General features: G+C 33.8%; 23 protein-coding genes. 4 read left to right on the top strand and 19 right to left on the bottom strand.

All coding sequences use genetic code 11. From position 1 onward, the window contains the following. Nucleotides 1-41 precede the first annotated feature (41 nt). From KZH69_RS02580 to KZH69_RS02500, 17 genes are all read right to left on the bottom strand, one after another. Nucleotides 42-3,182, bottom strand: a complete 3,141-nt coding sequence (locus KZH69_RS02580) for an AAA family ATPase (protein ID WP_219315900.1) — start codon at nucleotides 3,180-3,182, stop codon at nucleotides 42-44. After that, nucleotides 3,179-3,724 carry an ABC-three component system middle component 1 gene (locus KZH69_RS02575; protein ID WP_219315899.1) on the bottom strand — a complete coding sequence of 182 codons (546 nt, stop codon included), beginning with the start codon at nucleotides 3,722-3,724 and terminating at the stop codon, nucleotides 3,179-3,181. Before KZH69_RS02575 ends, KZH69_RS02580 begins: the two co-directional genes overlap by 4 nt. Then, nucleotides 3,702-5,093 carry an ABC-three component system protein gene (locus KZH69_RS02570; RefSeq protein WP_219315898.1) on the bottom strand — a complete coding sequence of 464 codons (1,392 nt, stop codon included), beginning with the start codon at nucleotides 5,091-5,093 and terminating at the stop codon, nucleotides 3,702-3,704. The genes KZH69_RS02575 and KZH69_RS02570 overlap by 23 nt, the downstream gene beginning before the upstream one ends. Beyond that, on the bottom strand, nucleotides 5,075-6,151 hold the full coding sequence (locus tag KZH69_RS02565) for a ComEC/Rec2 family competence protein (RefSeq protein WP_219315897.1): 1,077 nt from the start codon (nucleotides 6,149-6,151) through the stop codon (nucleotides 5,075-5,077). The genes KZH69_RS02570 and KZH69_RS02565 overlap by 19 nt, the downstream gene beginning before the upstream one ends. Nucleotides 6,152-6,220: 69 nt before the next feature. After that, nucleotides 6,221-6,400 carry a hypothetical protein gene (locus tag KZH69_RS02560; protein ID WP_219315896.1) on the bottom strand — a complete coding sequence of 60 codons (180 nt, stop codon included), beginning with the start codon at nucleotides 6,398-6,400 and terminating at the stop codon, nucleotides 6,221-6,223. 5 nt (nucleotides 6,401-6,405) lie between these two features. Then, nucleotides 6,406-6,978: a hypothetical protein gene (locus tag KZH69_RS02555; RefSeq protein WP_219315895.1), complete on the bottom strand. Its 573-nt coding sequence runs from the start codon at nucleotides 6,976-6,978 to the stop codon at nucleotides 6,406-6,408. A 3-nt stretch (nucleotides 6,979-6,981) separates the two neighbouring features. Further along, on the bottom strand, nucleotides 6,982-7,311 hold the full coding sequence (locus KZH69_RS02550) for a DUF8810 domain-containing protein (RefSeq protein WP_219315894.1): 330 nt from the start codon (nucleotides 7,309-7,311) through the stop codon (nucleotides 6,982-6,984). An 859-nt stretch (nucleotides 7,312-8,170) separates the two neighbouring features. Beyond that, on the bottom strand, nucleotides 8,171-8,662 hold the full coding sequence (locus KZH69_RS02545) for a TIR domain-containing protein (RefSeq protein WP_219315893.1): 492 nt from the start codon (nucleotides 8,660-8,662) through the stop codon (nucleotides 8,171-8,173). Between the two features lie 3 nt (nucleotides 8,663-8,665). Further along, on the bottom strand, nucleotides 8,666-10,090 hold the full coding sequence (locus KZH69_RS02540; protein WP_219315892.1) for an SIR2 family protein: 1,425 nt from the start codon (nucleotides 10,088-10,090) through the stop codon (nucleotides 8,666-8,668). A gap of 3 nt (nucleotides 10,091-10,093) precedes the next feature. Then, nucleotides 10,094-10,648 (bottom strand): toll/interleukin-1 receptor domain-containing protein, encoded by a 555-nt coding sequence (locus KZH69_RS02535; protein ID WP_219315891.1) that lies wholly within the window; start codon nucleotides 10,646-10,648, stop codon nucleotides 10,094-10,096. 44 nt (nucleotides 10,649-10,692) lie between these two features. Continuing rightward, on the bottom strand, nucleotides 10,693-10,974 hold the full coding sequence (locus KZH69_RS02530) for a hypothetical protein (protein WP_219315890.1): 282 nt from the start codon (nucleotides 10,972-10,974) through the stop codon (nucleotides 10,693-10,695). A gap of 101 nt (nucleotides 10,975-11,075) precedes the next feature. Then, on the bottom strand, nucleotides 11,076-11,216 hold the full coding sequence (locus tag KZH69_RS02525; protein WP_219315889.1) for a hypothetical protein: 141 nt from the start codon (nucleotides 11,214-11,216) through the stop codon (nucleotides 11,076-11,078). Nucleotides 11,217-11,517: 301 nt separating this feature from the next. Continuing rightward, on the bottom strand, nucleotides 11,518-12,141 hold the full coding sequence (locus tag KZH69_RS02520; protein ID WP_219315888.1) for an AAA family ATPase: 624 nt from the start codon (nucleotides 12,139-12,141) through the stop codon (nucleotides 11,518-11,520). Between the two features lie 167 nt (nucleotides 12,142-12,308). Beyond that, on the bottom strand, nucleotides 12,309-13,187 hold the full coding sequence (locus tag KZH69_RS02515) for a transcriptional regulator (protein WP_219315887.1): 879 nt from the start codon (nucleotides 13,185-13,187) through the stop codon (nucleotides 12,309-12,311). 74 nt (nucleotides 13,188-13,261) lie between these two features. Further along, nucleotides 13,262-13,552 carry a helix-turn-helix domain-containing protein gene (locus KZH69_RS02510; RefSeq protein ID WP_219315886.1) on the bottom strand — a complete coding sequence of 97 codons (291 nt, stop codon included), beginning with the start codon at nucleotides 13,550-13,552 and terminating at the stop codon, nucleotides 13,262-13,264. Between the two features lie 615 nt (nucleotides 13,553-14,167). Continuing rightward, nucleotides 14,168-15,001, bottom strand: coding sequence for an RteC domain-containing protein (locus KZH69_RS02505; protein ID WP_219315885.1), 834 nt, complete (start codon nucleotides 14,999-15,001; stop codon nucleotides 14,168-14,170). 85 nt (nucleotides 15,002-15,086) lie between these two features. After that, a complete protein-coding gene (locus tag KZH69_RS02500; protein ID WP_219315884.1) occupies nucleotides 15,087-17,519 on the bottom strand; it encodes an aminotransferase class I/II-fold pyridoxal phosphate-dependent enzyme in 2,433 nt (810 codons plus the stop codon). A 203-nt stretch (nucleotides 17,520-17,722) separates the two neighbouring features. Here KZH69_RS02500 and KZH69_RS02495 point away from each other — a divergent pair, with 203 nt between their 5' ends. The 4 genes from KZH69_RS02495 (at nucleotide 17,723) to KZH69_RS02480 (ending at nucleotide 21,466) form a co-directional block, all read left to right on the top strand. After that, a complete protein-coding gene (locus tag KZH69_RS02495; protein WP_219315883.1) occupies nucleotides 17,723-18,106 on the top strand; it encodes a DUF7793 family protein in 384 nt (127 codons plus the stop codon). A gap of 53 nt (nucleotides 18,107-18,159) precedes the next feature. Then, nucleotides 18,160-19,080 carry a helix-turn-helix domain-containing protein gene (locus KZH69_RS02490; protein WP_219315882.1) on the top strand — a complete coding sequence of 307 codons (921 nt, stop codon included), beginning with the start codon at nucleotides 18,160-18,162 and terminating at the stop codon, nucleotides 19,078-19,080. 385 nt (nucleotides 19,081-19,465) lie between these two features. Continuing rightward, nucleotides 19,466-20,980 (top strand): MauE/DoxX family redox-associated membrane protein, encoded by a 1,515-nt coding sequence (locus KZH69_RS02485; protein WP_219315881.1) that lies wholly within the window; start codon nucleotides 19,466-19,468, stop codon nucleotides 20,978-20,980. Nucleotides 20,981-21,196: 216 nt separating this feature from the next. Further along, complete coding sequence (locus tag KZH69_RS02480) at nucleotides 21,197-21,466, top strand: DUF6520 family protein (RefSeq protein WP_219315880.1); 270 nt, start codon at nucleotides 21,197-21,199, stop codon at nucleotides 21,464-21,466. A gap of 78 nt (nucleotides 21,467-21,544) precedes the next feature. Here the strand turns inward: KZH69_RS02480 and KZH69_RS02475 are convergent, their stop codons facing one another. Together KZH69_RS02475 and KZH69_RS02470 are read right to left on the bottom strand one after the other, a co-directional pair. Continuing rightward, nucleotides 21,545-24,175, bottom strand: a complete 2,631-nt coding sequence (locus tag KZH69_RS02475) for an alpha/beta hydrolase family protein (protein WP_219315879.1) — start codon at nucleotides 24,173-24,175, stop codon at nucleotides 21,545-21,547. After that, nucleotides 24,162-25,544 carry a RagB/SusD family nutrient uptake outer membrane protein gene (locus KZH69_RS02470; RefSeq protein WP_219315878.1) on the bottom strand — a complete coding sequence of 461 codons (1,383 nt, stop codon included), beginning with the start codon at nucleotides 25,542-25,544 and terminating at the stop codon, nucleotides 24,162-24,164. Before KZH69_RS02470 ends, KZH69_RS02475 begins: the two co-directional genes overlap by 14 nt. Nucleotides 25,545-25,546 lie beyond the last annotated feature (2 nt).

The following is a 25,546-nucleotide window of genomic DNA, read 5'->3' as shown; positions in this document are numbered from 1 at the left end:
TAGTTGTTTGATTGGCAGTTTTGAATAATCCAATTATGGCTTTAGGTCTTCAGTAGCTCATTATCTTCAGCTTTCAACTTTCCAAAAGTCTCAAACTCTAAGAATTTTGATTTAAATAACTCCGAAGGAATTTTCTTTTTTAATAAAAGATGAAAGTTTTCTTCATGAGTTGATACAATTAATTGTTTATCTAAAAACAATGTTATACCTCTAAATAAATCTATAAACGATAGAATATTAATACTGTCCATTGATTGAATTGGATCATCTATAAAGATGCAATCTACCGGTTTTTTATCATCATCTTTTGTTTTTAGAGCACGTGCTAAGAATATGCTTAAACTTAAAATATTTACTTGAGCGGTACTAAAATATAACGAAGGTACTGACCAGTCTTCTTCCTCAGTTCCAGTATAAATTTGTAAACGAGGTTTATTCTCTGCAAAATCACACTCAAATTTAATCAAGGTATAATCGGGATGTGGATCAATTTTTCTATAAATGGCATTAATTAATGGCGTATAGAAATATGCTTCGATCGTATCTTTCAGGTACGATCGAAGGTGCTCTTTTTCGATATTCAACACTTCCTCAGAATTACCTAACTCTTTAAGATTATTGGTAATCATTTTAATTTGATCTTGTACTTTTTTTGATTCAGTAGCTTTTATGCAAGCGTCATTTAAAATTTTAACAATCTTAAATTTTTCAATTTTAGATTCAGCTTGCCTTTCTATTTCCTTTTGTCTTTCAATCAAATCTATAAAAGCATTTTCAATTTGAAATTTATCTTTATCGCTTATTATTATACCAAATTCTGATTGAATATAATTTTCATAGCTTTCATAAATTCTCAACATTATATTTTTAATATCATTTACTTCTTCAATACTCTTAATATATTCATTCTTAGATAAAGTGTAATTTGATAATTTTATCTTTAACTCATGCAAAGATTTGATTGCGCTTTCTTTTTTACTTGTTAAATCATTTATCTTTATCTGAATATTAGATATGCCTTCTGATAGTATAGATTTTTCAATATTATTAACATTTAATTCTTTAATAAAATACTCTCTGATTTCCTTATACTCATTTGAAGACTGATATTTTAACAGGTTACGTTCTGAAATTTCTAATTTTTCTTGAGTTGATTTAATTAATGTTTCTTTCTCTAATAATGTTTCATCATTTTTTTTCATTTGATTAGAGAGCTCTAATATCTGGCTATCTATTTTTGATAAATCTTTTTGTGTTTTTGTTGATAATTCTTCAAATGTCTTCGAATCTCCTAATGATAAATTAATGTTGTTTAAGATCGCTTGATTACTATTTAATTTTTCTAAGTTGGCCTTTCTCTCGGAGTCTAATTTATCTAATACATTCTGTCTATTCTTATAATTTGACAAATAGGGCTGTTTGATTAAAGTAAAAGCTTTCTCAATTTTTTCTTTATTAACAGATAGCTGTAATACTAGTTTATTTGCATTTGATTCAATCTCAATCTTTTCTTCTAAATATATTTTCAACTTACTATCCAACAATTTGTTAGATAAAATGTTTTCAGAAAGTTTTTCAAACGAATCATAGCTATAATTACATAAGGGACAATCGGAACTTTTTGAATTATTTACCAATTCCAATCCTAAATTGATAAAATCATTAAGTTCTTTATTGAACTGATTTTGATTATCTATTTTAAATTGGATTTCCTGAATGTTTCTTTTAAAATTTTCTAATTTTTTTTCCTCAGATATGTAATTAGTAATCAATTCTTTATGTTGGTCAAATAATTTAAATTCTAGCAAAAGTGCAATATCATTTCTGATCTTATCTTCATAATATCCAAATTCATCTAAAATTGTTTTTAGGTCATTCTGCTTCTTTTCTTCTGTACCAATTGATTTTGATAAATCATCAATATTCTTTTGTGAATCAACAATACTCTGATTGATTAATTCCATCTGTTTTTGCTGACCAGGTAAATTGTTTAATTTAGACCGATTGTTTTCAAGAGAATTCTTTAATTCATTAAATCTTATAATTATATCGTTTTTCTTCTGTTCAAAATCAAACTTGTCACGTTCGGTATTAAGTAATTTGTCTTTAAACTCTGCAATATTCTTGTGTAAACTATCAATCTCTTTTTGTATACCAAGAAATGTTTCAAACTGCTTCTCAATATTTAGAGCGTGCTCCAATCTATTTTGTTGAATTTGTAAATTTTCATCGTTAACATTGGATTCATTATTAATCTTTTCTTGAGCTTCAAACCATTTAACTATCTGATTAAATTCATTTTGTTGTTCATCTAATTTCAGAATTTTACTCCTACTATCTAGATGAGATAAAATCCCCCTATTTAATTTTTTATCTTCAGATTCCTCTCCATCTCTTGCTAATATTATGGTATCGATTCGTTGTTTAGCTTTTATTAATTCTTCTTCCAATGAAAACAATCGAATCTCAACATTCCTAGATAAATTATCATAAGAAGTTTGATTGAATGTACTTTGATCAATCAAATTGAAGTTTTCATTTTCATTGTTAAGTGAACTGATTATTTGATTAATTTCATCAAATTTTTTAAACTCTTGTTCAAAATCAATTTCGCCTTGAAGTTTTTTTTCTTCTTCCCCTTTTTTATTAACTAGGCCTTTCTTTTCATCTTTGATATATTCCAACAAGCGGTTTATCTTTTTGTATATCGAATCATATTTTTTTAAATTATCATCAATATCCAAAAAATTTTCATATCGCTTATCGGCTTTCTCTTCTTTAAGAAAAGCATCAATCAAATCTTGAGTTAATATTTGGTCTTTAAAATATTCATTACTCGCCTTTGCTTTATAATCGTATTTTTTTCGAATATTTATTATATTTTCAAAAAGTTCATTATTTGTTTCAACTATAACTTTTCCTTCTGTTGAAGCCTTATTCAACAATAAAGGTGCATCATTATCTTTTCTTACTTTTTCAAAATCCACCATTCTATCGAATCGTTGGATTTTATGGGTCACACCCCATTCGACAGCATCATAGAATGAGGTTTTACCGAATCCATTTGGAGCATATATTGAAGCAAAATTCATTATTTCGCCATCTTTCGTAAAATCAAAAGTTGAATCTTCCTCTTTTTCAAATGCTCTGAAACCAGTAATTTTTACACTTTTGATTTTCATAATGCAATTATTTTTTTTATGAATTCTTCCTGAGCTTTTCTGTCACCAATGACTTTTTCTTCTCTAATAAGAAGTTTCCAAAGTTTTTCATTTTTAGGAATATATTCCAAAATAGTAACTTCTTGTGTTGCATCTACAATTTCTTTTAAATCTGAATTTGTAATGTGCTTAATAATTAAACGATTCGCCTCATCATCATTAAATTCTTTGCCATAACAATCTTCAACAATTTTTCTACTTGAAAATTTGTCATTTTCAATTTGGTTTTTGAGTTCTTTGGGAGCTATATCGTTTGTGATATATATGATGTACAGATTCCATTTTTCATATACCGTATCTAATTTAGTCTGATATTTTAAAGCAATTTCTTCTGATATTTTTTTCCAAGATTCTGATTCTCGAAGACTTGAACTATTTGTTAATACAAAAAAGACAGATATTTTAACATTTACATCATCTAAATGAAAATGAAAATCACAAGTCTTATATTTTTCCTTCAATTGATTTATAACTGCAGTACTATATTCCAAATACTTTTCCATATTCTTCTTTAAGTTTTATTAATAATTCATTTTCAGTTAATCTGGTAAAGTGCCGATAATCACCACTGTTTTCTACAAGCATTACATATTTAAGATACTCAAAATGAATAAAATTATATTTATCAAAAATGAACTCTTTAGTTTCTGATTCAGCATTAAAGATATCAGCTCCTGCTCCATCATAGACAGGAACACCTTTTAAATAACTATTTTTAATTGAAGCAATACTAGATATCATAGCTCCTTTAGGAATACTATAATCTTTAATTTTACTAGGCTTACTTTTTGTCTTAATAAAAACGGTACCATTATCACCAAGATCGTCATAATTAAAAGACAAGCAATCTTTTATAAAATTATCTCCTAGCCATTCTGTTTCATCCATTTTACAAAGAAGTCTAATAATTGACTGCACTTCTATTAATTCATCAGTAGTACAAGTTTTAGTTTTTACAATATTTAAAAAAGTCAAAAATTCTAACCAGGTTATATATATTAGTTCATCTTTGAGATTGGACAAATCATTTTCATTTATTAACAATTTGTCTTTAAAATGATTTTTTATAAAACTAGGAGTAATATCACTATTAATGACTTCTATAGCTTTGCGTTTTAAAAGTGATTTAGTTAGTGTAATGTCTTCTTCATCAGAACCAGCACTGAAATCAAATATTTTACTTTTTAAAAATTCAAAGCTCGAAAGATATGGTGGAATCATTTCCGATAATTTATCTTTATTCTCCTCAACTATTTCTAAAAACTTGCTGATTGGAACAACATCTATTTGCCCATTTGCATAATCCGTAGTTGTAGATGATTGAATGCCAACAATGTGTATCATTCCATTGCTTAATCTCAAAATTCCACCACCAGAGAAGCCTATAATATCTTCGTGATTTAGATTTCCGAAGTTTGTCTCTAATCTAAAATACCCATTATTTGTTGTATCGATTTTACGATTAATTTGATGATTACTATATCTGTCATTTTTATTATCATCTATTTTACTAGGATAACCACATAATAAACATTCATTAAATGCAATACAATCTTCATCAACGAAAATTTGATTATAACCCAAATTCTCATTTAGAATTAGAATCGCTGAATCATTGTCTGCATCAGAATGTTCAAAATAATTTACTCCGTTTGTAATTTCAATTTCTTTTAATTCATTTTGTGTATTAAAAAAGCACAAATTAATCTTATGTTTAAGAGTATATTTTGTTTCATGTCCTGTATTATCTTTATCATAAAATACGTGTTTTGCAGAAAGCACATAAGTTTTTGATTCATCTAAAGGTTGAAACAAAATTCCACTACCAGAACCTAGAATGACAGTATATCTTTTTAAATCGTTTTCTTCCATTGATAAATAAATTCATTTGTTTCCATAGCTTTAAAAAATGAAAAGCCATTCCAATCTTCTTTTAAAAAAATTCTATCTTTTAAATCATAATTAAAGCGGATTATAGCATTAGGATTATTATTGATAATTCTAGCTATTGTTCTTTTATTTGGTAGTCCATGCTTTGATGCATCTGTACTTATTAAATAATTGTCCGTTTTTACAATTTCTAAAAGTTCTTTATTTGTATTATACATGCTTCCGTGATGAGAAACCTTCATTAATTCCGTATTCAAAGTATTATCTTTATCGAAGCCAAACATTTTTAAACCTTCTATCACAACAGATGGGTGTGCATCCCCTAAGAATAAAAAACTTTTGCTGTCATACTCCATTATAAAAGCAATAGAACTACCATTGGCAACATCATTATCTTCCTTAAATTTAAAATCAGATTGATTTTCATCATTTATAAAATCTTGTAGCAAAGTATCGAAGTCATTTTCACCACCTGCAGTAAAATAATTCTTCTGCTTTTCGTACAATTTTAAAAGTTTATCCAACGTCTTGCTGTTAGGAGACAATATTTTAAATTTCACACCTAATAAATCAAATTCTGAACCTTGTTCAATTATTTTACCTTCCCATATATTATTATCTCTGAGATATTTTTCAAATTTAATCCCTTGCTTGGGACTTGAGTAGAAATCTTCCGCTCCATCAATTATTTCAACATCTAAATCTTTGTTTTCATCAATATTAAACTTCTTAGCAATTTCCTTTCCTGAGTTAAACCAAACCTTTTTAATAAGTGTAGATGCCACTTTGTCTTTATTCAGCCACCTCAAAATACCTCCAATGTGATCATCATCAAAATGAGTTAGAATCAGAAGATCTATGAACTGCTTATCTTCTCGGATTTTTTCAATTACTTTATGTAAATCACCTTTAACGTTCGATCGACTCCTGTATGTATTTCCCACACCTCCATCAATTAATATATTACATGGTGCCCCATTTTCTAAAAATGAAATCCAAATTGCATCACCATTGAATGCTTTTAAAAATTTTATATTCATATGTCTTTTTAAATTATCCCTCAACAATGCCCCCCTCAATCAACCCGTACAAATGACAAACTATTAGATCTATTTCTCTTCGTCTTTTTTAGGTTTTACAGTAATTTTTGGATTTAATGAAAATGAAGGTGTCGGATTAACACGACCTGCGATTATATTTTGTTCAAAATTACGATTGGTGTCTAGGTTACTTAATTTTTCCACTGCATCCAATAAAACCTTAGTTTTTTTGTTAGTTTCGTTATTCATAAATTTTATTTTTTAGGCGTTGAAGCTGGATTAGTTCGTGGAGGTGCTGGATTAGTTCTTCCTTTTTCTTCTGTTTGCGGTTTAGGGTGTTGTCTAGGGCTGTCACTAGGCCGTGGTTTTTGATTATCATTCATTGCGAAAAGATTTATAGATACAAATGTTAGTATTAATATTGTTCCGATAATTAAACTCCAAATGGAAGTTATATTTAGTAAATTGATTGGCTTATTTCTTTTGTCTATATTTTTAAAAATGTCTTCATATTTTTCTTCATCAATTTCTTTAATAATTGAATCAGAATCTTGAATTGATTTATGATGAGAGTAAAGATTTGAAATTAGTGTTACAACTAACAAAAACAATCCTATCAGATAAAAAATTATATATTCAATTTTTACAACAGCCGTTATTTTTTCTAGAAAAGTTAACGATACAATTATTCCTCCAGAAGCTAAAAGATTTATATACTTTTCAAAATCATCCTGACTTTTATTTTTATTTTCTGAAACAGAATTTCTATATTCCGACCAATCTTGGTTAAATCTTTCTTGTTGTTTTTGCTCTTTCTTTTTTCCCATATTTTAAGAATTTTCAACAATTTCAATTTCCTCCTCCGTCAACCCATACAACTCATACACCATCTTATCAATTTCCTTATCTGTCTTATCTATTTGATTTTTCAGGTTAAGTGCTTTTTTACTTTCCTGATTGAAATAGTCCTCCCATTCGGCTTCTTCGGAAAGGGAAAATTTTATTTTCTTTTTGACTAGTTCTTTGATAAATTCAGCATATGATAACAAATACCAATCTTGGAGTTTTTTGGGTAAAAATGACAATTCATAGTCTCTTTCCAGAGTTCTGTGGATTCTATTTAGGGCTTGTAGAACAACGGGTTTTTGAAATAATGACATTTGGCAATACTTTTTTTTATAGGATTTTTAAAAATACGCAATTTATAAGGATATAAAGGATATTGTTATTAACAACTTTAGTTGAAAAATCCTGCATGAGTCGTGGACTATGAGGTTGCGATTGCGAGTTGTTTAAGGGTTTATTATTGTTTAAAGTTTAAAGTCTCTAAGTTCGTATCTCAATAATTATCGAGACTAAGTTTCGTGTGGCTATCTTTTGTCTTTTGTTTCCCTATCAAAGCTATTAAACTTTGACAGGGAAATAATTTTAATACCGAAAGTTTACTGTATGATTCGGTTGCTTATTTGATTTAAATTTCGTAAATAATAGGACCAAAATTCCATTCTATTTTTTTTACGATTTGCTAAACAATGTGTTATTAAGCGTAAAATGAGATATCAATTTAATGAGGGTAAAATTTAAACGATTTTACCTTTGTTTGTCTATAAAGGGTTATTTTTTACCCTTGTATAGTAAACTCAAACCTGTATAATAAATTTGGTTGGTTTATTATACAGGTTTTAGCCTATCATTATGACTGTGGTATAATATCATTGGAGTTTACATTCTATCATCTCATTTATGTTTTCAAAATCGTTTGATGCACTTGATTTAATTTCGTCTAAAGTAACGATGTCTAACTCATTATCATCATGAAAAATAGATGCTATTATTTCGATTGGTAAAAATATTATCCTAAATACTTTCCAAGAACAAGGTATATTTTAATTGTATAATACATTGACTACACTTAAGACATGATGTTTTCGCAGACGTTTTTATTTTTTAATTTTACTTTTTTATAACCATTTTTTTTCTTTATCCAGTGTACTTACTTAATCATCGATTGGATGTTAACTAATGTTGATTTCGTATTTCTATAGCTTTTTCTATCCAGTCTTCAATATTTTCCTTAATATGATCATAAACATACGTGCTTGTAGAATAGGGTGGATTATAACATTTTACTATTGATGACAAACTTTTATCATCTACTGTGAACTCTTCAAATGGATTGTCTCCTTTCTCTGACTGTTCTCCGTTACTGTCTTTTAGATTATGAACATAAATTCCGAACACCCCTCTACCGGCATCCCAAGCCTTTTTGATTTCGTAATTTATCCACTTTCTATTTGCTGTATTTTCTCCAACAAATACAATAATACAGGATTTTCCACTCATGTTATCATCTATCCACTTCTCAATAGCTTTATTCCCTCCATTGGTAACCTCTTCCCATTTATTAGCAGTAGCAACACTACTGCCCTCTAATTTTCCCATGCTTCTAATTTGGGATGCTCTCCAATTATCAGGTACATAATGAAAACTTGTAAAAATTTTTCTTGTCATAATTTAATTTTTAATGATTTTTGAGATAAAATTAATTGTAAGTTCTATTAACTTTTTTGGTTCTAATTCATCATTTCCTAATTCTGAGAACAATTCAAAATTATTATTTGTTCCAAAATAAGATTCATAATCGTTAAGAACCTTTTCCCAAAGTTCTCTGGACTTATAGCCAGTAGCACCGATTGGAATTACCATAGAATTATGAGCTTTTGAAATATCAAACTCACTTTCAACACCATTAGCTGTTACAAGTTCGCCCTTTTCTAATTTATTACCGAAGATGAAAATGGAAATTCCAGAGTAAGAAATCATATCCTTTCTATAATCATTCCATTGTTTTTGTATTTCGGCATTTCCTTGAGGGAATGGTCTCAATAATAATTGGTTATTAATATTTTCTCTACGATTGATATAAATCTCTTTTAAAACACCACTAATTACTGAACTACCGACCCCTAATCCGAAGCCTGAAACGATTTTAAAGTTATTTTTAATTAACTCCTGACTTAGTGAAGAGATAAACTCCTCTGCTATAGCAGGGCTCCATTTGCCATATTCATTTGCACTTCCTGAAATATAAATAGTTTTACGTTTGAATCTATTTTCTATTTCTTGAAGAATTTCCGTTATTTCAGTATACTCTTTAACTAAAAGAACATGAATATTAAATCGTAACAAGTCATTAATAATTAACTCTTGCTTTAATTTTTTTAATTCAAATTCTACATCAGAATCGTTAACTTCTTTTTTGACCTCTCTCATCAGGGAATAATGTTTTCTCTGATTTGTTTCATATGTTACCCTGACTCTGCTCAGAATATAATCTAAATTTGGGTCAGTAAAACTGAATCCAATGAATAGGAATGTTTTTGAGACTAAATCACCGCTCAAGGTATTGATGAAAGCACCATGAGATTGATAGTATTTTTCATATTGATCCTTAGAAATAATTGCTTCATCAGGATTTTCAACATCGCCATGCATTTTATATAAAATAGCATTTCTTCCATGTATTGTGTTTGCAAGATGTTTAGTTGCGTATTTAACGTCGACTATTTTTCCAATATTTTTTAGAGACGTTTCAATTAATCGATCATAATTAGTTGTCCAGTATGTGAAAATTGGAAGTCTAACCAGTATTTCATGATTTTGATTAGGGTTTTTACCATGGTGAAATTCATTTGCAATTTTTTGATTTAGAGAATGCCTGTTATTGGCGTTTTTATTAAGATGATATTGTGCCAATGAAATCAAATCATGTTCCTTCTCAATATTTAAACCTAAATCATCCGCAAACTCTTCTAAAAGACCTTTCCAATCCACATGGCCGGAAGCGACCGAAAGGCCTGCTCCTGCAAAAATTCCGGCATTGTTTTCTTCTATTTCTTTTAAATAGCTATTAATAAAACTTTCTATTTTTCTTTTCATTTTCTATCTGTTTAACCATGTTGCAAGGTTATCATAACTCCCATCAGGATACCAAACAAAATAACCTTCTCCACCTGATTTTGTTGGATTCTTTTCAATTCGAGGATAAATTTGTAAATACTCATTGCCTTGCCAATTACCTCTATTATCCGCAAGCGGTAATAAAGCCATCTTTTTATTAGGTAATTTAAAAGGGTCAGCTATACCGATTTCCCAATTACACCATTTAGAGACTACAGCATTATTGGTAGCTAATAATATAAACTTGTCATTTTTAGTTATGATTTGTTTTTTTATGTTTTGGGCAGTTACGCCACTTGTCCTTTCCGGCATTGTTTGATCTGCCCAATCCACATAGATTTGAATTCCTAAGTTCTCAAAAAACAATTTTGCCTGTTCTATTTTTTCTTTATCCTGATGTGCATGCGATAAAAACACACTTGTTGACGAAGAAGATGCCGAAAACATTCTTGTTTCATTGACGGTCCCGCTTAATCCTCTAAAACCAGCTTTTTGGTTCGCAATATTTCTAAATTCTTGTTCTGTAAAAAAGCTCATAAATATTATATATTTTTTTCTACTTTCTATAGGTTTATGTTTTCTTAACTATTCCAATATTTTATTATCCATTCTTTTACCTTAGTTTGCATTATTGTATCTGAAGGCAATTTTTCCCTTATCATTGTTTCCATTTTCAAACAACTAGCTACATTTTTAAATTCCCATTCTTCCGCCAACGCATTTATTAAATATAAAACTTCATATCCCTCATGTCTATTAAATCTTGTACTATCGGGTTTTCCCGTTACTCTTGGGTTGTCATTTGGATAAGCTGTCCATTGATAATCGTCGTACTGCATATCTGATTTGTTGAATAGTGCCATAGTTTCTATATTTATTTATTCCTTTATGTACTCTTTGCTAGAGTTTTCGATTTCGCTGATCGTCCTCACTCTTTTAAACGTTAACTTTGCAACATTCCAGTCTAATCTTTAGGCTTATGTATGTGAGGTTTTAAAGTCGGATGTTTTGGCTTTGTTGGTGGGTCAACTCGCCTTCTTCTATCGTCTGTCCCATCTTCTTTTTTTGGTTTTGGACCTGGTTTAATTGCTTGAATTGTTATCATAATGTTTAATTTTTAAATTTAATTTGGTTTGCTTTAGTTTGTTAACACATTGCTATTATCAATACAAGGATATTGACTATCAAAATTTTATTAACCAGATTTCCGGAATTATTTAGCTTTCCAATGAAAAACCTATTTGTTTCTAGAAATCTGCCATAGGTCATAAAAATAAGCTGATAAAATACAAATGGCACTTTAAGGAAATGAACTTTAATAAAATATACAGTTAAACTACAAACTATGTTAAAATTTTGATTACCGAATGTGGGTTATGTGTTCACAAAGATTTTGGAGAGGGATTTTATCGTTTGTCTTTTACGGTTTTGTCGTAGGCAATCAAATTAATCATTTCCCGCAAACGAGATCGAACACGGTTTCCGTAAACATTTTCAATTTCGGAAGCCGAAAGGTTTGTGGTGATGTGAGTTTGGATTTTTTTGGCTGTGAATAAATCATATCGGCTTAATAGAATTTCTGCCATTACATTGCATTCGTTTCCGTAATATTTTAGATTGTTTTCTGTTCCTAGATCGTCGAAGCAGATTGTTTTGGGTTCTGATTCATATAGTTTGCCCTTACTATATTTGTGAATGATTTGGTAACCGTCTTGGATAAATTCATAACTGATGTCTCGGCACGGTTTTACGGAAAATTTATGCTCTGTTGGTGTTAGGTGTTTCATTACATTCATTAGTGATGTTTTGCCACAACCTACCGGGCCAGAAAGCAGAATCCCTTTGTTGAGGTCGATGTTGTATTGAAAACAAGTTGCTTCGTCTTTGAGGAAGTAGGCAATGAGTTTGTAGATTATTGGATAATCGCTTTCATGGATTTTGAAATGATTGCCGTATAATTCAATGCCTTTTTTTTCTAGCCAAAGGATTATTTCTTGATAGTTGTAATGGGATTTTATTTCTGTTTGCATAATTTAGGATTTTACCGCAAAGAGCGCAAAGGTTGAACGCAAGGTTCGCAAAGAATTAAAAAAATATTTTATAGCCACCGATTAAAAGGATTAACATAGATTTTTCCACCCCACCCTACGGGCACCTCCCGTTTTGAGAACGGGACAGGCTCTCCGGAGGAGGGGAATTATAGCGGCTCTGAATAGTCTTTGTCTGTTCCTGTATTGAGGTGTTTTGCTCTGTTGGATTGTGGTTCATTTGAAATGAATTTAGGGGCATTTAATATCCAGTTTTGTGCTGCGGCTTGCCAATCGACCATCGGGGTTTTGCCACCGACTAGCCAACCGTTGCTAGAGAAGTAATTGAAAAATTTAATGGCTTCCAGTTCCGGAAAGTTCTGATTGAGAAAATAAGCTTTGACATTTTCGATTGTCGGTGTTAACTCTTTTTCTTTTTTGGCGGAACTTTTTTCTTTTTTTTGCCGACCGCTTTCAGTTTGATTTTTATCGGTGTCGGCGAATGCAAAAGGCATTTCAGTAACAACATTTTTTAAAAATTCATCATCAATTTCATTTTTTTTTGCTTGCTCGCCCAAGTTTACACTCTTTAAATAGTTTGGTATGTTTGTATTGTTTGTATAAGATACCAGCGCTTGTTCAGTGCTTGTTTCACTAGTAGTACAAGACTTGTTTAGAGCTTGTTCATCAACCAGTTTAAAAACAGGTTCTGTATTTGAACTGGTGTTTTTTTCATTTTTGGACAGTGGTTTAAGTTCGTCAGATAGGTTAAATAAGTATACTTGGCTTCCTTTGAATGGATTATAAGACGGTTCGTAATTTATATACCCCAAAGCATGCAAGTTTTTTAAACATTTGTGATAGGTTGCTTTAGAACTAATTTTACTAATACGCATTACCTCATCGCGAGAAATACTAATTGGATTTTTGAAGCGATTGCAATTCCAGAATTGGAATAATGCAATATATAAACTAACGTGTGTTGGATTGAGTATTTTGTCTTTTGCCACTTTATCGAAAAAGCCGGTTAGATGTTTTATGTAGTTCATGAGATAGTTTTCAGTTATTAGTTTATGGGTTTACCACCCCGCCCTACGGGCACCCCTCCAAAGGAAGGGGATGGTTATTTGAATAGTGTTGGTTGTGCTGATACTTTGTTTGTGTTTAAACATTTTTCGATGTCGGCATTATCGTAGTAGAGGGTACCTCCTATTTTTGTATACGTTAATGTTCCATTGATGCGGAGATTTTGGAGTGTTCCTGGAGAAATGTTTAGGAGTTTTGTGACTTCTTTGGATTTGAGCCATTTCTTGTTATTGTTTGGCTCGGTTGATTGTAGCATTTTTTTGATTTCTTGCAATAGCTCAATTTTGAATTCATAAAGATCTTCGGTTGTAATAATGGATGCTGCCATGATTTCTGTTTTAGATTAGTACTGTTTAGTTTGTTTTTACAAAATTCAGTAGCTTTTGTTGGATTTTATCCCAATGGCTTTCGTAGTACGAAAAAATTTAACATTTAGAAGCCTAAAAGCCTTGGTTTTACTGGGAAATTATTTTCTAAAAAAAATAACTCTTTACCCCTATCAAAAACATTTACTTTTTCAACTCTATTCATTAGATGATTTTGTAATAAAAACAAATTGTAACTCTGTTTTAAATCAGGATTTACTGGTGGTGAGGTTTCGTAGTTACGATTAACTAAATTGATAATTATATCTTAAAAGTATTTTTTCTTTTGTCTTGATACAAAAGAAACAAAAAATCAAGCCTCAATATTTTTAAGTCTAAAATCATCGGACGGATTTCCCTATCCTGACCCCAGCCGCTTCGCTCGAAGGTCACTCCCATCGGCCAGCGCGCAAATCCTTACCGTGATTTTAGACTTAAAAATATAAGGGCGACGAGAGAACGTTTTCATGAGTTTATTGATTTTATAAACTGAACGGTAATGATAAATCATATAAAAAAAAGCAGTATATCCATTTTTAATGAGGATTTACTGCTTGTCTCGTTTCGTATTTATGATTTTAACTTTGGTCTTCTCTGGACATTTTTTGCTGTAGATTTAGGGTTAATTCTTCCAGAAATTTTGTCTTGCTACTTTTACGGGCTTTGAGTTCGGTATAGGCTTTATAGATATTATCTAATTTGATGTTGAAAAAATCTTCAAAGGATGCCGTTATCATATTAATGTCTGCTGCTCCATGATTGATTGCACCATTTGAATATAAGGCATAGATTAACTCTGCCAAGGCGGTTTTTGGCCCCGTCCAGACCAATATTTTATGTCTTTTTTCTTCAAAGATTTCGGAATCATCCACTTTTAGTCTTTTTAGTGCTTGTCGGATGTAATGAATGAATCGGTACATCGCTTTTACTTTTGCCCAAAGCATGTCTTGTGATGTTGAAAATTCCGGAAACTGATAGTAATCGGTCATGGGTGTAAATGGAAAATTATCGCGATGGTTTCGGGTAAAGAATTGATGATCTAGGTAACAGTTTCCTTGCTCCATATAATGCACAAAATCGGTGTTTTTGTAAAAGAACTTATTGATTTTTCGCAATTCTTTTTGAAAGAATTGGACTTTGTAGGAGTTACCTGCTTTGGGCATTCTTAGCTCACAAGAACGTACTTCCGTAAAATAAATCAATAAACTCATCGGGACGGGTTTGATATTTTTGAAAAAATCAATCTCTTCCGGAACGGTGTTGAAATCTTTTTTATCCACTATCTCTTTTAAGTTTGTTAATGTTTTATTACATAATATAATTCCATTACTAGCCTTATTTTGCATCGTTTCGTTTGCTACTAAAATTTCGTCGCAGGCAACATTAAATGATTCAATCGTTTTTTTAAACATAGTTTTTTGGTTTAATCTCACCCCCAACCCCTCTCCAAAAGGGAGAGGGGAGTTAAGAGTGGATTGATTAATATTTTGGTTGGGATTAATTTCCAGTCCGTGTTTTATGTTCGTTTTGAAGGGTACCCATTAATTCCATTGAAAAATTGTCTCTTGCCTGGATGTAGGCCACTTTTGGAATTATTTGAGCTCCTAATTTTCTTTTTTCAAAGGAGGCAGACATCCCAAAATCTATTTTTTGAAACTGCAGCGCATTAGCTCTTTTTATGGTTTGAAACAACAATTGCCTGTAGAGTTCGTATTCTTTTGCCCATTTATAATCCATCCCTATTAATTCTGGAACATAAGTATGATTGTTGTTTTTGTAACAAAACATAATGCCAACAAATGGATTTTCGACATCTGCTTTCAATGCTAATACTATGAATTCCCAGTTGGGACTTTCATTCATATTTTCGAAAACTTCGTGGGAATATCGGAAGGTATTAATAGCGTAATTATTCTCTTTTACATTGTTGTAGAGTTGGTAAGCTCTTGCTATTTCTGATTTGCTTAATTTATCTTTTATTGCAATATCATAGCATTTCTCATAAGGTTCTATCTCTTTATTGAAATGTTTAGCGGAACGGAGTGACAATGTTTTTGTAAACTCTTCGTAGGTGTCCCAACTTTGATTTTGAATTACACAGGATTCCGGCATATCTATTTTGAAATACCCCTGATCCAGTATTGTTTTGTTGTAACTATTGTCTTTTTCAAAATCCCTTAACACTAGCATATCAGCATTTAAGGCATTGTATTTTTCTTCTAGTTTGTCCAGTAATAGTTTCATTGCTTTTTCTGCCAAAGGATGTTTTTGATTGATAAAGCAGTGTTTTCCTTCTGAAAATAGAGAACCCATACTCAATACTTTTGAAGTGAGGTATAAAGGGTTGGCTTTTCTTATTTCTTCCAAATGAATAGAGACAGACTCAGTTGCCAGCATGTCGTCTTTCCAAAGTCCATAGGTAAAAAAGGTCATTAGTATTATGCTGCCTTCATTATCTTTTATAGTGTAATAGTAAAAATCCCAATGGTTTGTCGGGTCAGGATGCTGGCTGAATGTTTTTTCTAAATAAACCAGTCCATCCCAATCGAAAACATTTTGTTTCCCCATATATCGATTCCATTCTGATTTTTCGATATCGTGAATGGTATTTTTTTCTTCGATATAAAGTTCTTGCTCTTTTGATTCTGAAATCTTTTCTGCTTTTCCGCTTTCTATTCCAAAAGCTTGTCTGATTTTGTTTTCGCTATTATTTGTTTCTTCCAAAGCTTTAGGAAAATGGTATTCCATCGCTTCGGCCAAGGCTGTAATGTCCTGTTGTTGATTGTGACTGGATAGCGTTATTCTAATGCCCGTATTCTTGATTGGTACTGCAGGATAAATCCCCAAATTCAGAAAAAAACCTTCCTTGAATAAACGTTTCATAAAGTTATAAGCAGTTAAAGGGGTACCCATTCCCAAAAAGAAAACTGGCGAATCGTTTTTTGAAATTATTGGAAGGTTTCCTTGCGACAGCAAATGGTTGAAGTAGGCAATTTTATCAGCCAAGTCTTTTTGTTTCAACTCTATTTCAGGAGATAAATGGATGTTTGCAGATGCAATCGCAGCCGCTACAGATGCAGGTTCTAACTGAGCGGAAAAAGTTAATGGACCACCAAAAGTTTTAATTTTATCCCTCAATTTTTGATTCTTGCAAAATATTGTTGCACCACTGGCTCCAAAGGTTTTGCTTAGGGTGCTCAACACAATGCAATTTTCGGGTAGTTCTTTGATAGCGTCAAAAACAAAACCAGTTCCGTTTTTGCCTTTCCAACTCATACCATGAACATCATCAAAATAAAGGTTTAATTGTGTATATTTTTGAGTTAAGGCCAATAATTCCGGGATGGGTGCATAATCCCCAAACATGGAATATACCCCATCAGCCATATACCAAATTTTGTCGCATTTGGTCGTTAGCTGTCTGATTTTATCTTCTAACATTTCCAAATTACTGTGTCTGATCATTTCTACCGGAATTCCTCTCAGTTTTAAAAGTTGACAAGCATTTTGAACGCTCCAATGTACCTGATGATCCATTATTACGGCATCTTCATCTCTGATTAATGTTGGGATAATGGCTAAATGTCCCAGCGTACTGTTCTTGGTTATAATGGGTGGGATACCGTACATTTTTTCGATTTTAATTTCCAGTTCACTGTATAATGGATGTGAAATGTATGATTTTGAAAGTGGGAATTGCGTACCATAATTATATATGGCCGCTATTGCTGCCTCTTTTAACCGAATGTCTTGTTCGAGACCCAGATAACCAGTTGTTCCGAAATGAAACATTTCTTTTCCCTTGATTTGGATTGTCCTACCCGTTAAAATTTTATCTTCCGCATATAAGTGTAATATGCCTTCTTTCTTTGCATTCGAAAAAACTTCATCCACAGTATCGATAAAATTATTGTGCTTGATTTTTGCCATTTATTAGTTGTTTTAGGGTTTAAAAGTCATTATAAAAAATGAAAGTTATTTCATCTAATTACTAATATTCCCGAATTGACAAGTCAAACTCCCGAATAGACAACAAATACGTCAAATTGCAACAAATAATCCCAAATTGACAACTGCTTTATTTATAAATGTTTCTAATTTTGTTAAATTATAATCCTTTAATTACATAAAACATGATTGCAGCCCATGATTTTTATGAGAATAGCTACGCCCATTTTTGGATTGCCGACGGTATTCTCTTTTTTAAATATAAACCCAATACTATTATTGACCTGAAGCTCGCCCAGTGTGTTGTAACCGATAGAATTCATTTTCAGAACAAGGTGGCTTTTCCTGTTTTGTGCGATATTCGAGGTGTTATTTCAACTGAGAAAGCCGGAAGAGATTATTTGGCTCAATCCGGATCCATATTGACCAAAGCCGTGGGGCTTATCGTTCAAGAGAAAGCATCCATAACGATTAGCGCTTTTTATTTAGAGATTAATAAACCCACCGTGCCAACGCAAATTTTCACCAAAGAAGAAGATGCGTTGGTTTATTTGAGACAGTTTATTTAGAAGAAAGAAATAAAGAAAATAGAATATAGAAAAAAGATAACATTGGAGTTGCCATGGAAAAACCGAATAATCAAGAACGTATTGTTACCGTACATCAAATGCTGTTTGAGATGGCAAGGGGAAATTTTAACAGCCATATTCCTTTAAGTCCTTATGATGACGAATTGGAAACACTCGCAATTTTGATTAATATGGTTGCCGAAGAGATAAAAGAATCGATTTTTCATGTTGGTTATATCAATACCCACAATACGCAGCAACTCAACACCCAAACCAATTTTGTTTTGGATGCCGATTTTTTCATCAATAGTTTTAGTCCTGAGATTGTTTCCTTTTTAGGTTATTCAGAATCAGATTTAATAGATCAGCCCATGGCCAATATTCTTACTGCTGCTTCTGTGGAGCAACTGCAGGAGGTGCTCCATGGCGGTGTTAGCTTGCCAGCAATCGTTCGATTGGATTTTACCACTAAGGAGCATTTACCTATTTCTGTTTCCTGTAGTGTTGGGAAATTAATTAATTGCACGGAAATTATAGTAAGCCTTGCCATCCCTGCTCCTCAGGAGTCTTATAATCCTATGGCGTATGAGAACGAATGCAATAAACAAGTCAAAAATCGAAAAGAAGATGCGTTTTTGATTCAGAAACTCTATGATTATATCTTGGCCCATCTTGAAGAGCCACTTCCTTCACTAAAATTACTTTCACGGCAATTTGGGACTAATGAACATAAATTGAAAGATGGGTTTCGTCATTTTTTTAAGAGTAGTATTTATCAATTTTACAATGACGAACGCTTGAAAAGAGCTTATTTCATGATTCAACATACTGGGATTCCTTTAAAAAATATTTTGGTCATGAATGGTTTTAACAATTATCCCAATTTTTCAAAATCCTTTAAAAGGCGCTTTGGACTCTCACCCTATGAACTGAAGAGCAATGAAGCTGATTTTACTACACTACCGGAAGATTAAATATTCGAATGGCTAGTAATTTTATTTGAAGAGGCTTTTTCTTGTAGCTCACTTAATTTTTATTATAAGTGGTGTTCGCTGAATCTTCGATTTGCCTTGATGCAAAAGAAACAAAAATCAAGCCTACCATATTTTAAACCAAAAATCATCGGAGCCCCCTAACCCCCTAAAGGGGGAATAGAAGAGGGATGAAGAGCACTCGTTTAGGATTGCTCCCTATGGTCTGCGTTCACCTTACCGTGGTTTTTTGGTGTGCAACTTTAAGGGCGAGAGAAATGACTACTCTAATTATAATCCGTTTTGGACAAGTTTTACTCCCAAAATGACAAGTGTTTTGGTTTTGAGTTTCGGAATTTTGCTTTGTGGAATTAAAATCTATGAAGCTATGAGATTGAATATCAAAATACAAACCATGATTTTAGAGTTTATTTGTTTGCTCTATCTTTTACTTTTTGTTTATGCAGGGGTCAGTAAATTACTTGACTTTGAGAATTTCCGTATACAACTTGGACAATCACCATTATTAAGTGCTTTTGCAGGCTGGGTTTCTTTTCTGGTCCCAGTTGTTGAACTTGTAATTTGTGTGTTCCTGATCATTCCAAGGTTGCGGATTATTGGCTTATTCGCATCGTATGGTTTAATGGTGCTGTTTACGGCTTACATTTTTACAGTGCTTCATTATACCTCCTTTGTGCCGTGTTCCTGTGGAGGTGTTCTTGAAAAACTAAACTGGACGCAACATCTAATTTTTAATGCTGTTTTTGTTGTACTGGCTATACTAGCTTTAGTGTTCCATTTTTCCAATACTGTATTTACAACAGGTAAGACGCAATCAAAAAGAATTTTGACTTTGTTTTTCAGTATCCCATTTTTCAGTATTACTCTAGTGATTGGATTATTTCTAATGTCTGAGAATATTGTACATTATCATAATAAATTAACAAGACGCTTTCCGCATACGCCTCTTCACACAATCTCTGACGTTGATCTTAAACTGAATTCATATTACATAGCTGGTGTTGGCAATGATAAAATATACCTTGGCAATGCTACCGCTCCTTTATTGATTACAGTATTGGATACTAAATTACGCCAAATGGAAAAACGGCTTATTCACCTTGACCGCAAAGACCTTCCTTTTCAGGCAGTAAAAGTTATAGTGCAAACTCCTTATTTTTTCGTGTTGGATGGTCGGATACCATGTGTCTATAGAGGTGATATTAAAGACTGGAAAGCGCAACTACTAAAGAAAGGAGGAGAGTATTTTTCAACTGCCCAAGCAATAGATTCAGCTGCAATTGCGGTGCGCACCCATAGTTCCCTAAATGGGGAGAGCATTATGGGGATTATTAATCTAACGGATACTGCAAAAACAGAATTAAACCCAGAAATTTTGCAAAAGCAATTTGACGGTGTATTCGACACCGATGGCCAACTACTTTATAGCGTGGGTTTGAAAAGGATTATTTATCTCTATGCGTATCGGAATCAATTCACTGTTGTAGATAGGCATTTGAAAATTGATGACAGGGGCAATACAATCGATACTATAACCCGTGCCAAACTAAGCATCGTAAAAGTTAAAAACCATCATGAGAGAAAGTTTTCAAAACCTCCTTTATTCGTTAATAAGAGTAGTGCGATCTATTCCAACTTGTTGTTTGTGAATTCTGCAATTCCGGGGAAATATGAACAGGATGCTCTGTGGAAAAAGTCGAGTATCATCGATGTTTATGATGTTATCGGCAACAGTTATTTATTTAGTTTTTGCATCTACGATGTTGATGGCAAAAAAGTAAGGGGTTTTACAGTAAACAATAATAAGTTATATGCACTGATTGGGAATCATATCATCAGTTACAGTTTGGATGAAAGGGTTACCTCCAATTATAAAAGATAATATGGCTGCCAGCAAAACACACCAAGTTTTTACTGATTTTGCTTCGCTATGATTTTGAGTAAAAAACCACCCCACCCTACGGGTGCCCCTCCAGAGGAGGGGAATATAAATTCTACTGTATTATAATGACAGTATTAACAATCTATTGGCCAAATAGCAGGGATCAGATCGAAAACCTGTAAAAAAGAGTAGATCATAACTTTTAATTTTATTATTATGAAAACTAAATTTTTTAATTTCGTAATGCCAATGGCAGTGGTTGCACTGGGATTGGCTGGTGCTATGAGTACCAATGCAATGAATGAAGGTGCTAAGGATGTGGCTCCTGTCATGGGCTGGAAACATGTTTCTGGTGCCAATCCTTGTCAAGCGGTACAGGAATGTTCCAATTCCGGAAATTTTTCCTGTACGGCTCCCGACGGAGCCCAGCTTTATGCTAAACCGATTTCAACTTGTTTAATTCCTCTACAAAGGAATCAACAGTAATTAAAGTTTCGCATAAATCGGGATGCCGCCACAAGTAATTGGGCGGCATCTTTTATTTAGAATAATCTACGATATTTTTTAGTAGAATTCGGATTTCATCCAACTTTGAGGTTGATCATTTTTAAGATAATAATTAAACCATTGCTCTACCTTCGAAGTAAGGTCTTTTTGATTTTTCCGCTTCCACAGAGTGTGTTCTTCTTCGGGATACACCAGTAAGGTATGTGTTTTGTTAAGCCGTCTCAAAGCCATATAAAATTCCATGCTTTGAAGATAATGGATGTGGCGGTCCTCTTCGCCTGTCCATCCCAGCAAGGGGGTCTTTACATTTGGTGCCTGTAAAACAGGAGAGTTTTTCAAATAACTTTCCCTATCTTCAAAAAGTGATTTGCCGATGCGCAACTGGTCATGCTCCGCACGGTAAAAATCGGGTCTGTAAAAAGTGGTACCCACATAAAGATAAGCACTTGTAAGATCTGTCCATGCGGCACCTGCAACAGCAGTGGCAAAGCGGTCGGTCTGCGTAATGATTAAATCCGTTTCATAGCCGCCAAAGGAATGTCCAATGAGTCCCACTTTTTGAGGATCGACAAAACCTTTAGCAATGACAGCATCCACGGCAGACAAAACACAGACAGTTGCGGACTTGCCCACATTGGCCGTCTCTAAGACTAAGTCCGGATATAAAACGAAATAGCCCTGGGTGGTAAAATTGGTGATATTAAAACCATCACCCACATAAGAACTGGGGTTCTCGTAATCATTTAAGTGCTGGAACTGTCGTTGATAGACATGCACTATCATAGGATATTTTACTCCACTTTGATATTCCGCCGGATAATAAAGTATGCCCGACAATTCCTTGCCGTTCACGTTATACCGTATCGGCTCCGCCTTGCCCCAATAAAAATGAGACTGTTGGGGATTGGATTGTACGATTTCCTGTGGTGCTGTGTCGTAAAGCATAAGTCTTGGCGCTACTTCATAACTTTGCTCCACGTACAGATACCTGTCATTGTTGGATGCCTTGATAATCTGATTCACTTTCTTTTGTTCCCAAACCATCGAAGTTACCCCATTTTTCAGATTCCATTTGCAGAATCCCGATGCCCGTGAGTTCTGGTCTATAGCACTCAAAACAAATTCGTTATTGAGCTGTAACGGTGGCTTTTTAGTATCAATTTCATCACTTTGATAAAGAGATTCCGGGATCAGATCCTTAATGCGATACGTTCTTTGTATTTCCCTGCCATTTGTCAGTCGTTTTTTGATGGTGGCATCGGCAGTGATTTGCCACAGATCATATTGGTCGTACAGAATTACACTTTTGTCTTTCTCTGTCCATCCCGCCACTCCGTAGGGAGCCGGTTGTATGGGCATATCTTGATCCTGTCGAAAAAAAGATACCGGTATTGTTTTGGTGATATTGGTATGTGTGTCTTTTTCGATGTCATACATCCACCAGTTTCCTTCTTTGGCGTAGAGCAGGAATTTTCCGTCGGAGGATGGAACCGTTGAGTTGTCACCAGAATATTTTTCGAGTATCCGTTTTCTTATAACGGTTGTCAAATCAACTAGATACAGATCATATTCACCATCGAAACTGTTCTGGGGCTCATAGGCAATAGGATCATAAATAAAGGCATGTTTGTAATCCCCACTCAGGAACCCCTTTGGAATTTCCCTGTCAGAAATCTGGATAAAACGGTTGCTTTTCACAGACCATACGGCCATTTTATCCATCAGGGTATACTGCCCAAAATTCTTCTTATGGGCAAAGACCAGTTTGTCGGCAGCATTCCACACCTGTACAGTGGCGGGGTCAATAGGGCGAAGTCTATCCTGGTTTTCCTTAAGCCAGAAAAAGATGCGGTCACCATCATCCGATACCGTCAACGTGTTGCCGATTGCATCAGAGATTTTCATATCTGCGGGAAAGCTTGGCTGAGTATTGGCATCAAAATGATTCAGCTTTTTGGTGTCAATACTATAACTGAAAAGCTGCGGATCATCAGATAAATTTTGGATAAAGACAATGGTATTGCCTTTCCAGTTCAAATTTTGAAATGCCCCATTACTTCCTGATATAATAGTATTTTTTTTGATTTTTAATCCCAGTTTTAAAAAGCCGATTGCATTTTGGTCTGCTGAATCCACACAATACAGCAGACCGTTGCGATTGGGTTCCAAACGCCACTTGCTTACGTTTGGAATTTCTACCACTGCCTTTCCATCCCTATCCTGAACAACGAGACTTTGTTTTTGGTTGGCCTGCTTTTTCAGCAGTAACAGGTATTTTTCATTACCTGAAAAGGCAAAATCAGTAACACCAGCTGTTTTTGTAAACGTGCCTGTCGTTAAGTTTTGCAATAGTAATGTATCTCTAGCGATACAACCAAAGTGTGATTCACCATTAAAGATGCCGTCTTTGGCATAAGGGAAAGGATAAGCCGTTTTGTTTTTGGTGTTTTTTACAAACAAAGTGTCCTTTTTGGATTCGTACCACACTAAATAACTGGCCCAATTGCCCTCATTGGATATTTTTCTTGCCACGAATTTGCCCCAGAGCGCATAGTCGTCTTTGGTAAGCGGTCGTTTTTGGTTACCCTGCCCCCAGGAGGGGCAAGTAACTAACCAAAACATGAAACCGGCAAAACCGATAACAAACCGTTGAGACCTCCAATATCTATTTTTTTTAATAATTTGCATTTTGTGGAGCGAGATTAGGGTTAAGTAAGAGTTCCGATTCGGGAAGGGGTAACAGCCGGTCTGTTGACTCCCATTGTGGTTTAATAGGCGATAATGCCGCATCGAGTCCACCCGTTCTTTTCAAGTCGAAAAAGCGGTTTCCAAATTCCGTGAAGAATTCCAGACGGCGTTCCTGCAATACTTCGGTAATAATATCAGCTGCGGTAGCAGCTCCCGAATCAGGCAGACCCGCCAGATTTCGGGTTTTATTCAAATCTTCTTTTGCGCCAATAAGATCGCCCTGATGGGCACGGGCTTCCGCTCTGATGAGATATTGCTCTGCCATTCTCAAGACAATGGAGTATTCCATCGAAGTTCCCGTATTGGATGCTTCTTTGTATTTGTAGGCATGATACCATATATCGGTGTTGTTGGTCACGGCTTTGATCCAGTTCGTTTTGCGAAGGTCTACATCACTAAAGGCAGCAATGAGCTGATCGCTAATCGCCACTGAGGGAGGTGGGCCTTCGACAAAAATAAATGTTCCTGCTTCATAGGTGTTGGCTCCTTCTATAGCAGGCATCAATTGCCATATTGTAGACTGGCTTCCTTTACCAAATACGGTTCCAATATCCGAAGGCCAAACATACAGCCCAGTTTGGTTCAAGACCCTCGAGGCCGCATTCGAAGCTTCATCCCATTGCTGTTTATAGAGATACACTCTTGCCAATAGCGCCTGTGCAGCCCATTTGTTTGGACGTACTCGTTCCTGTCCTATATATTCTTCGGGCAACAATGCGCTTGCCTGCTCCAGATCTGCCTTGATTTGTGAGTATACTTCATTCTCGGGCAGACGATGCGCCACTTTGTTTTGCTGATAATCGGTCGTTAACATATAGGGAATGTCGCCGAAAGCATTCACGAGATAAAAATGGATTAGTGCCCGTGTAAACAATGCTTCTCCCGTTAATTGGTTTTTATCGTCTGTCGCCAATGCCTTCGATATAGCGACCCCTTCAATAACGGCATTGGCAGCGTAAATCTGGTTGTAGCTGCTGTTCCATAATTCGGCTATTTCGGTGTCGGAAGCCAATAGTGAATTGGTATAAAAATTGGATTGACCGCTACCAGAGATTCCATAAAACATCAGTTCATCGGCATAAAGCCCCAGTTCACTCGAAATCCCCGAAGGATAACCGGTAAGTAGTCCGTGATCGCGGATTTTGGTATAAATGTCGACCATAGCGGCATTGGCCGTGGTTTTGTCTTCAAATACGTCTTTGGCTGTTAATTGGGAGGAGGGTAAGTCCACCTCGGTAAAACTATCGCATCCGACTGTTAAGAATAACAGCATATTCCATGCTATAAATATCAATTTACTATTTTTCATAA

It is taken from the genome of Flavobacterium taihuense (assembly GCF_019351435.1).
Taxonomy (GTDB): Bacteria; Bacteroidota; Bacteroidia; order Flavobacteriales; family Flavobacteriaceae; genus Flavobacterium; species Flavobacterium taihuense.
Note: the sequence above shows the minus strand (reverse complement) of the source record. Positions and strands in the feature narration are given on the sequence as shown.

Excerpts from the sequence above, each read along its gene's own strand:
- KZH69_RS02580 (WP_219315900.1), bottom strand. The coding sequence starts at position 3,182 with ATGAAAATCAAAAGTGTAAAAATTACTGGTTTCAGAGCATTTGAAAAA.
- KZH69_RS02575 (WP_219315899.1), bottom strand. The coding sequence starts at position 3,724 with ATGGAAAAGTATTTGGAATATAGTACTGCAGTTATAAATCAATTGAAG.
- KZH69_RS02570 (WP_219315898.1), bottom strand. The coding sequence starts at position 5,093 with ATGGAAGAAAACGATTTAAAAAGATATACTGTCATTCTAGGTTCTGGT.
- KZH69_RS02565 (WP_219315897.1), bottom strand. The coding sequence starts at position 6,151 with ATGAATATAAAATTTTTAAAAGCATTCAATGGTGATGCAATTTGGATT.
- KZH69_RS02560 (WP_219315896.1), bottom strand. The coding sequence starts at position 6,400 with ATGAATAACGAAACTAACAAAAAAACTAAGGTTTTATTGGATGCAGTG.
- KZH69_RS02555 (WP_219315895.1), bottom strand. The coding sequence starts at position 6,978 with ATGGGAAAAAAGAAAGAGCAAAAACAACAAGAAAGATTTAACCAAGAT.
- KZH69_RS02550 (WP_219315894.1), bottom strand. The coding sequence starts at position 7,311 with ATGTCATTATTTCAAAAACCCGTTGTTCTACAAGCCCTAAATAGAATC.
- KZH69_RS02545 (WP_219315893.1), bottom strand. The coding sequence starts at position 8,662 with ATGACAAGAAAAATTTTTACAAGTTTTCATTATGTACCTGATAATTGG.
- KZH69_RS02540 (WP_219315892.1), bottom strand. The coding sequence starts at position 10,090 with ATGAAAAGAAAAATAGAAAGTTTTATTAATAGCTATTTAAAAGAAATA.
- KZH69_RS02535 (WP_219315891.1), bottom strand. The coding sequence starts at position 10,648 with ATGAGCTTTTTTACAGAACAAGAATTTAGAAATATTGCGAACCAAAAA.
- KZH69_RS02530 (WP_219315890.1), bottom strand. The coding sequence starts at position 10,974 with ATGGCACTATTCAACAAATCAGATATGCAGTACGACGATTATCAATGG.
- KZH69_RS02525 (WP_219315889.1), bottom strand. The coding sequence starts at position 11,216 with ATGATAACAATTCAAGCAATTAAACCAGGTCCAAAACCAAAAAAAGAA.
- KZH69_RS02520 (WP_219315888.1), bottom strand. The coding sequence starts at position 12,141 with ATGCAAACAGAAATAAAATCCCATTACAACTATCAAGAAATAATCCTT.
- KZH69_RS02515 (WP_219315887.1), bottom strand. The coding sequence starts at position 13,187 with ATGAACTACATAAAACATCTAACCGGCTTTTTCGATAAAGTGGCAAAA.
- KZH69_RS02510 (WP_219315886.1), bottom strand. The coding sequence starts at position 13,552 with ATGGCAGCATCCATTATTACAACCGAAGATCTTTATGAATTCAAAATT.
- KZH69_RS02505 (WP_219315885.1), bottom strand. The coding sequence starts at position 15,001 with ATGTTTAAAAAAACGATTGAATCATTTAATGTTGCCTGCGACGAAATT.
- KZH69_RS02500 (WP_219315884.1), bottom strand. The coding sequence starts at position 17,519 with ATGGCAAAAATCAAGCACAATAATTTTATCGATACTGTGGATGAAGTT.
- KZH69_RS02495 (WP_219315883.1), top strand. The coding sequence starts at position 17,723 with ATGATTGCAGCCCATGATTTTTATGAGAATAGCTACGCCCATTTTTGG.
- KZH69_RS02490 (WP_219315882.1), top strand. The coding sequence starts at position 18,160 with ATGGAAAAACCGAATAATCAAGAACGTATTGTTACCGTACATCAAATG.
- KZH69_RS02485 (WP_219315881.1), top strand. The coding sequence starts at position 19,466 with ATGAGATTGAATATCAAAATACAAACCATGATTTTAGAGTTTATTTGT.
- KZH69_RS02480 (WP_219315880.1), top strand. The coding sequence starts at position 21,197 with ATGAAAACTAAATTTTTTAATTTCGTAATGCCAATGGCAGTGGTTGCA.
- KZH69_RS02475 (WP_219315879.1), bottom strand. The coding sequence starts at position 24,175 with ATGCAAATTATTAAAAAAAATAGATATTGGAGGTCTCAACGGTTTGTT.
- KZH69_RS02470 (WP_219315878.1), bottom strand. The coding sequence starts at position 25,544 with ATGAAAAATAGTAAATTGATATTTATAGCATGGAATATGCTGTTATTC.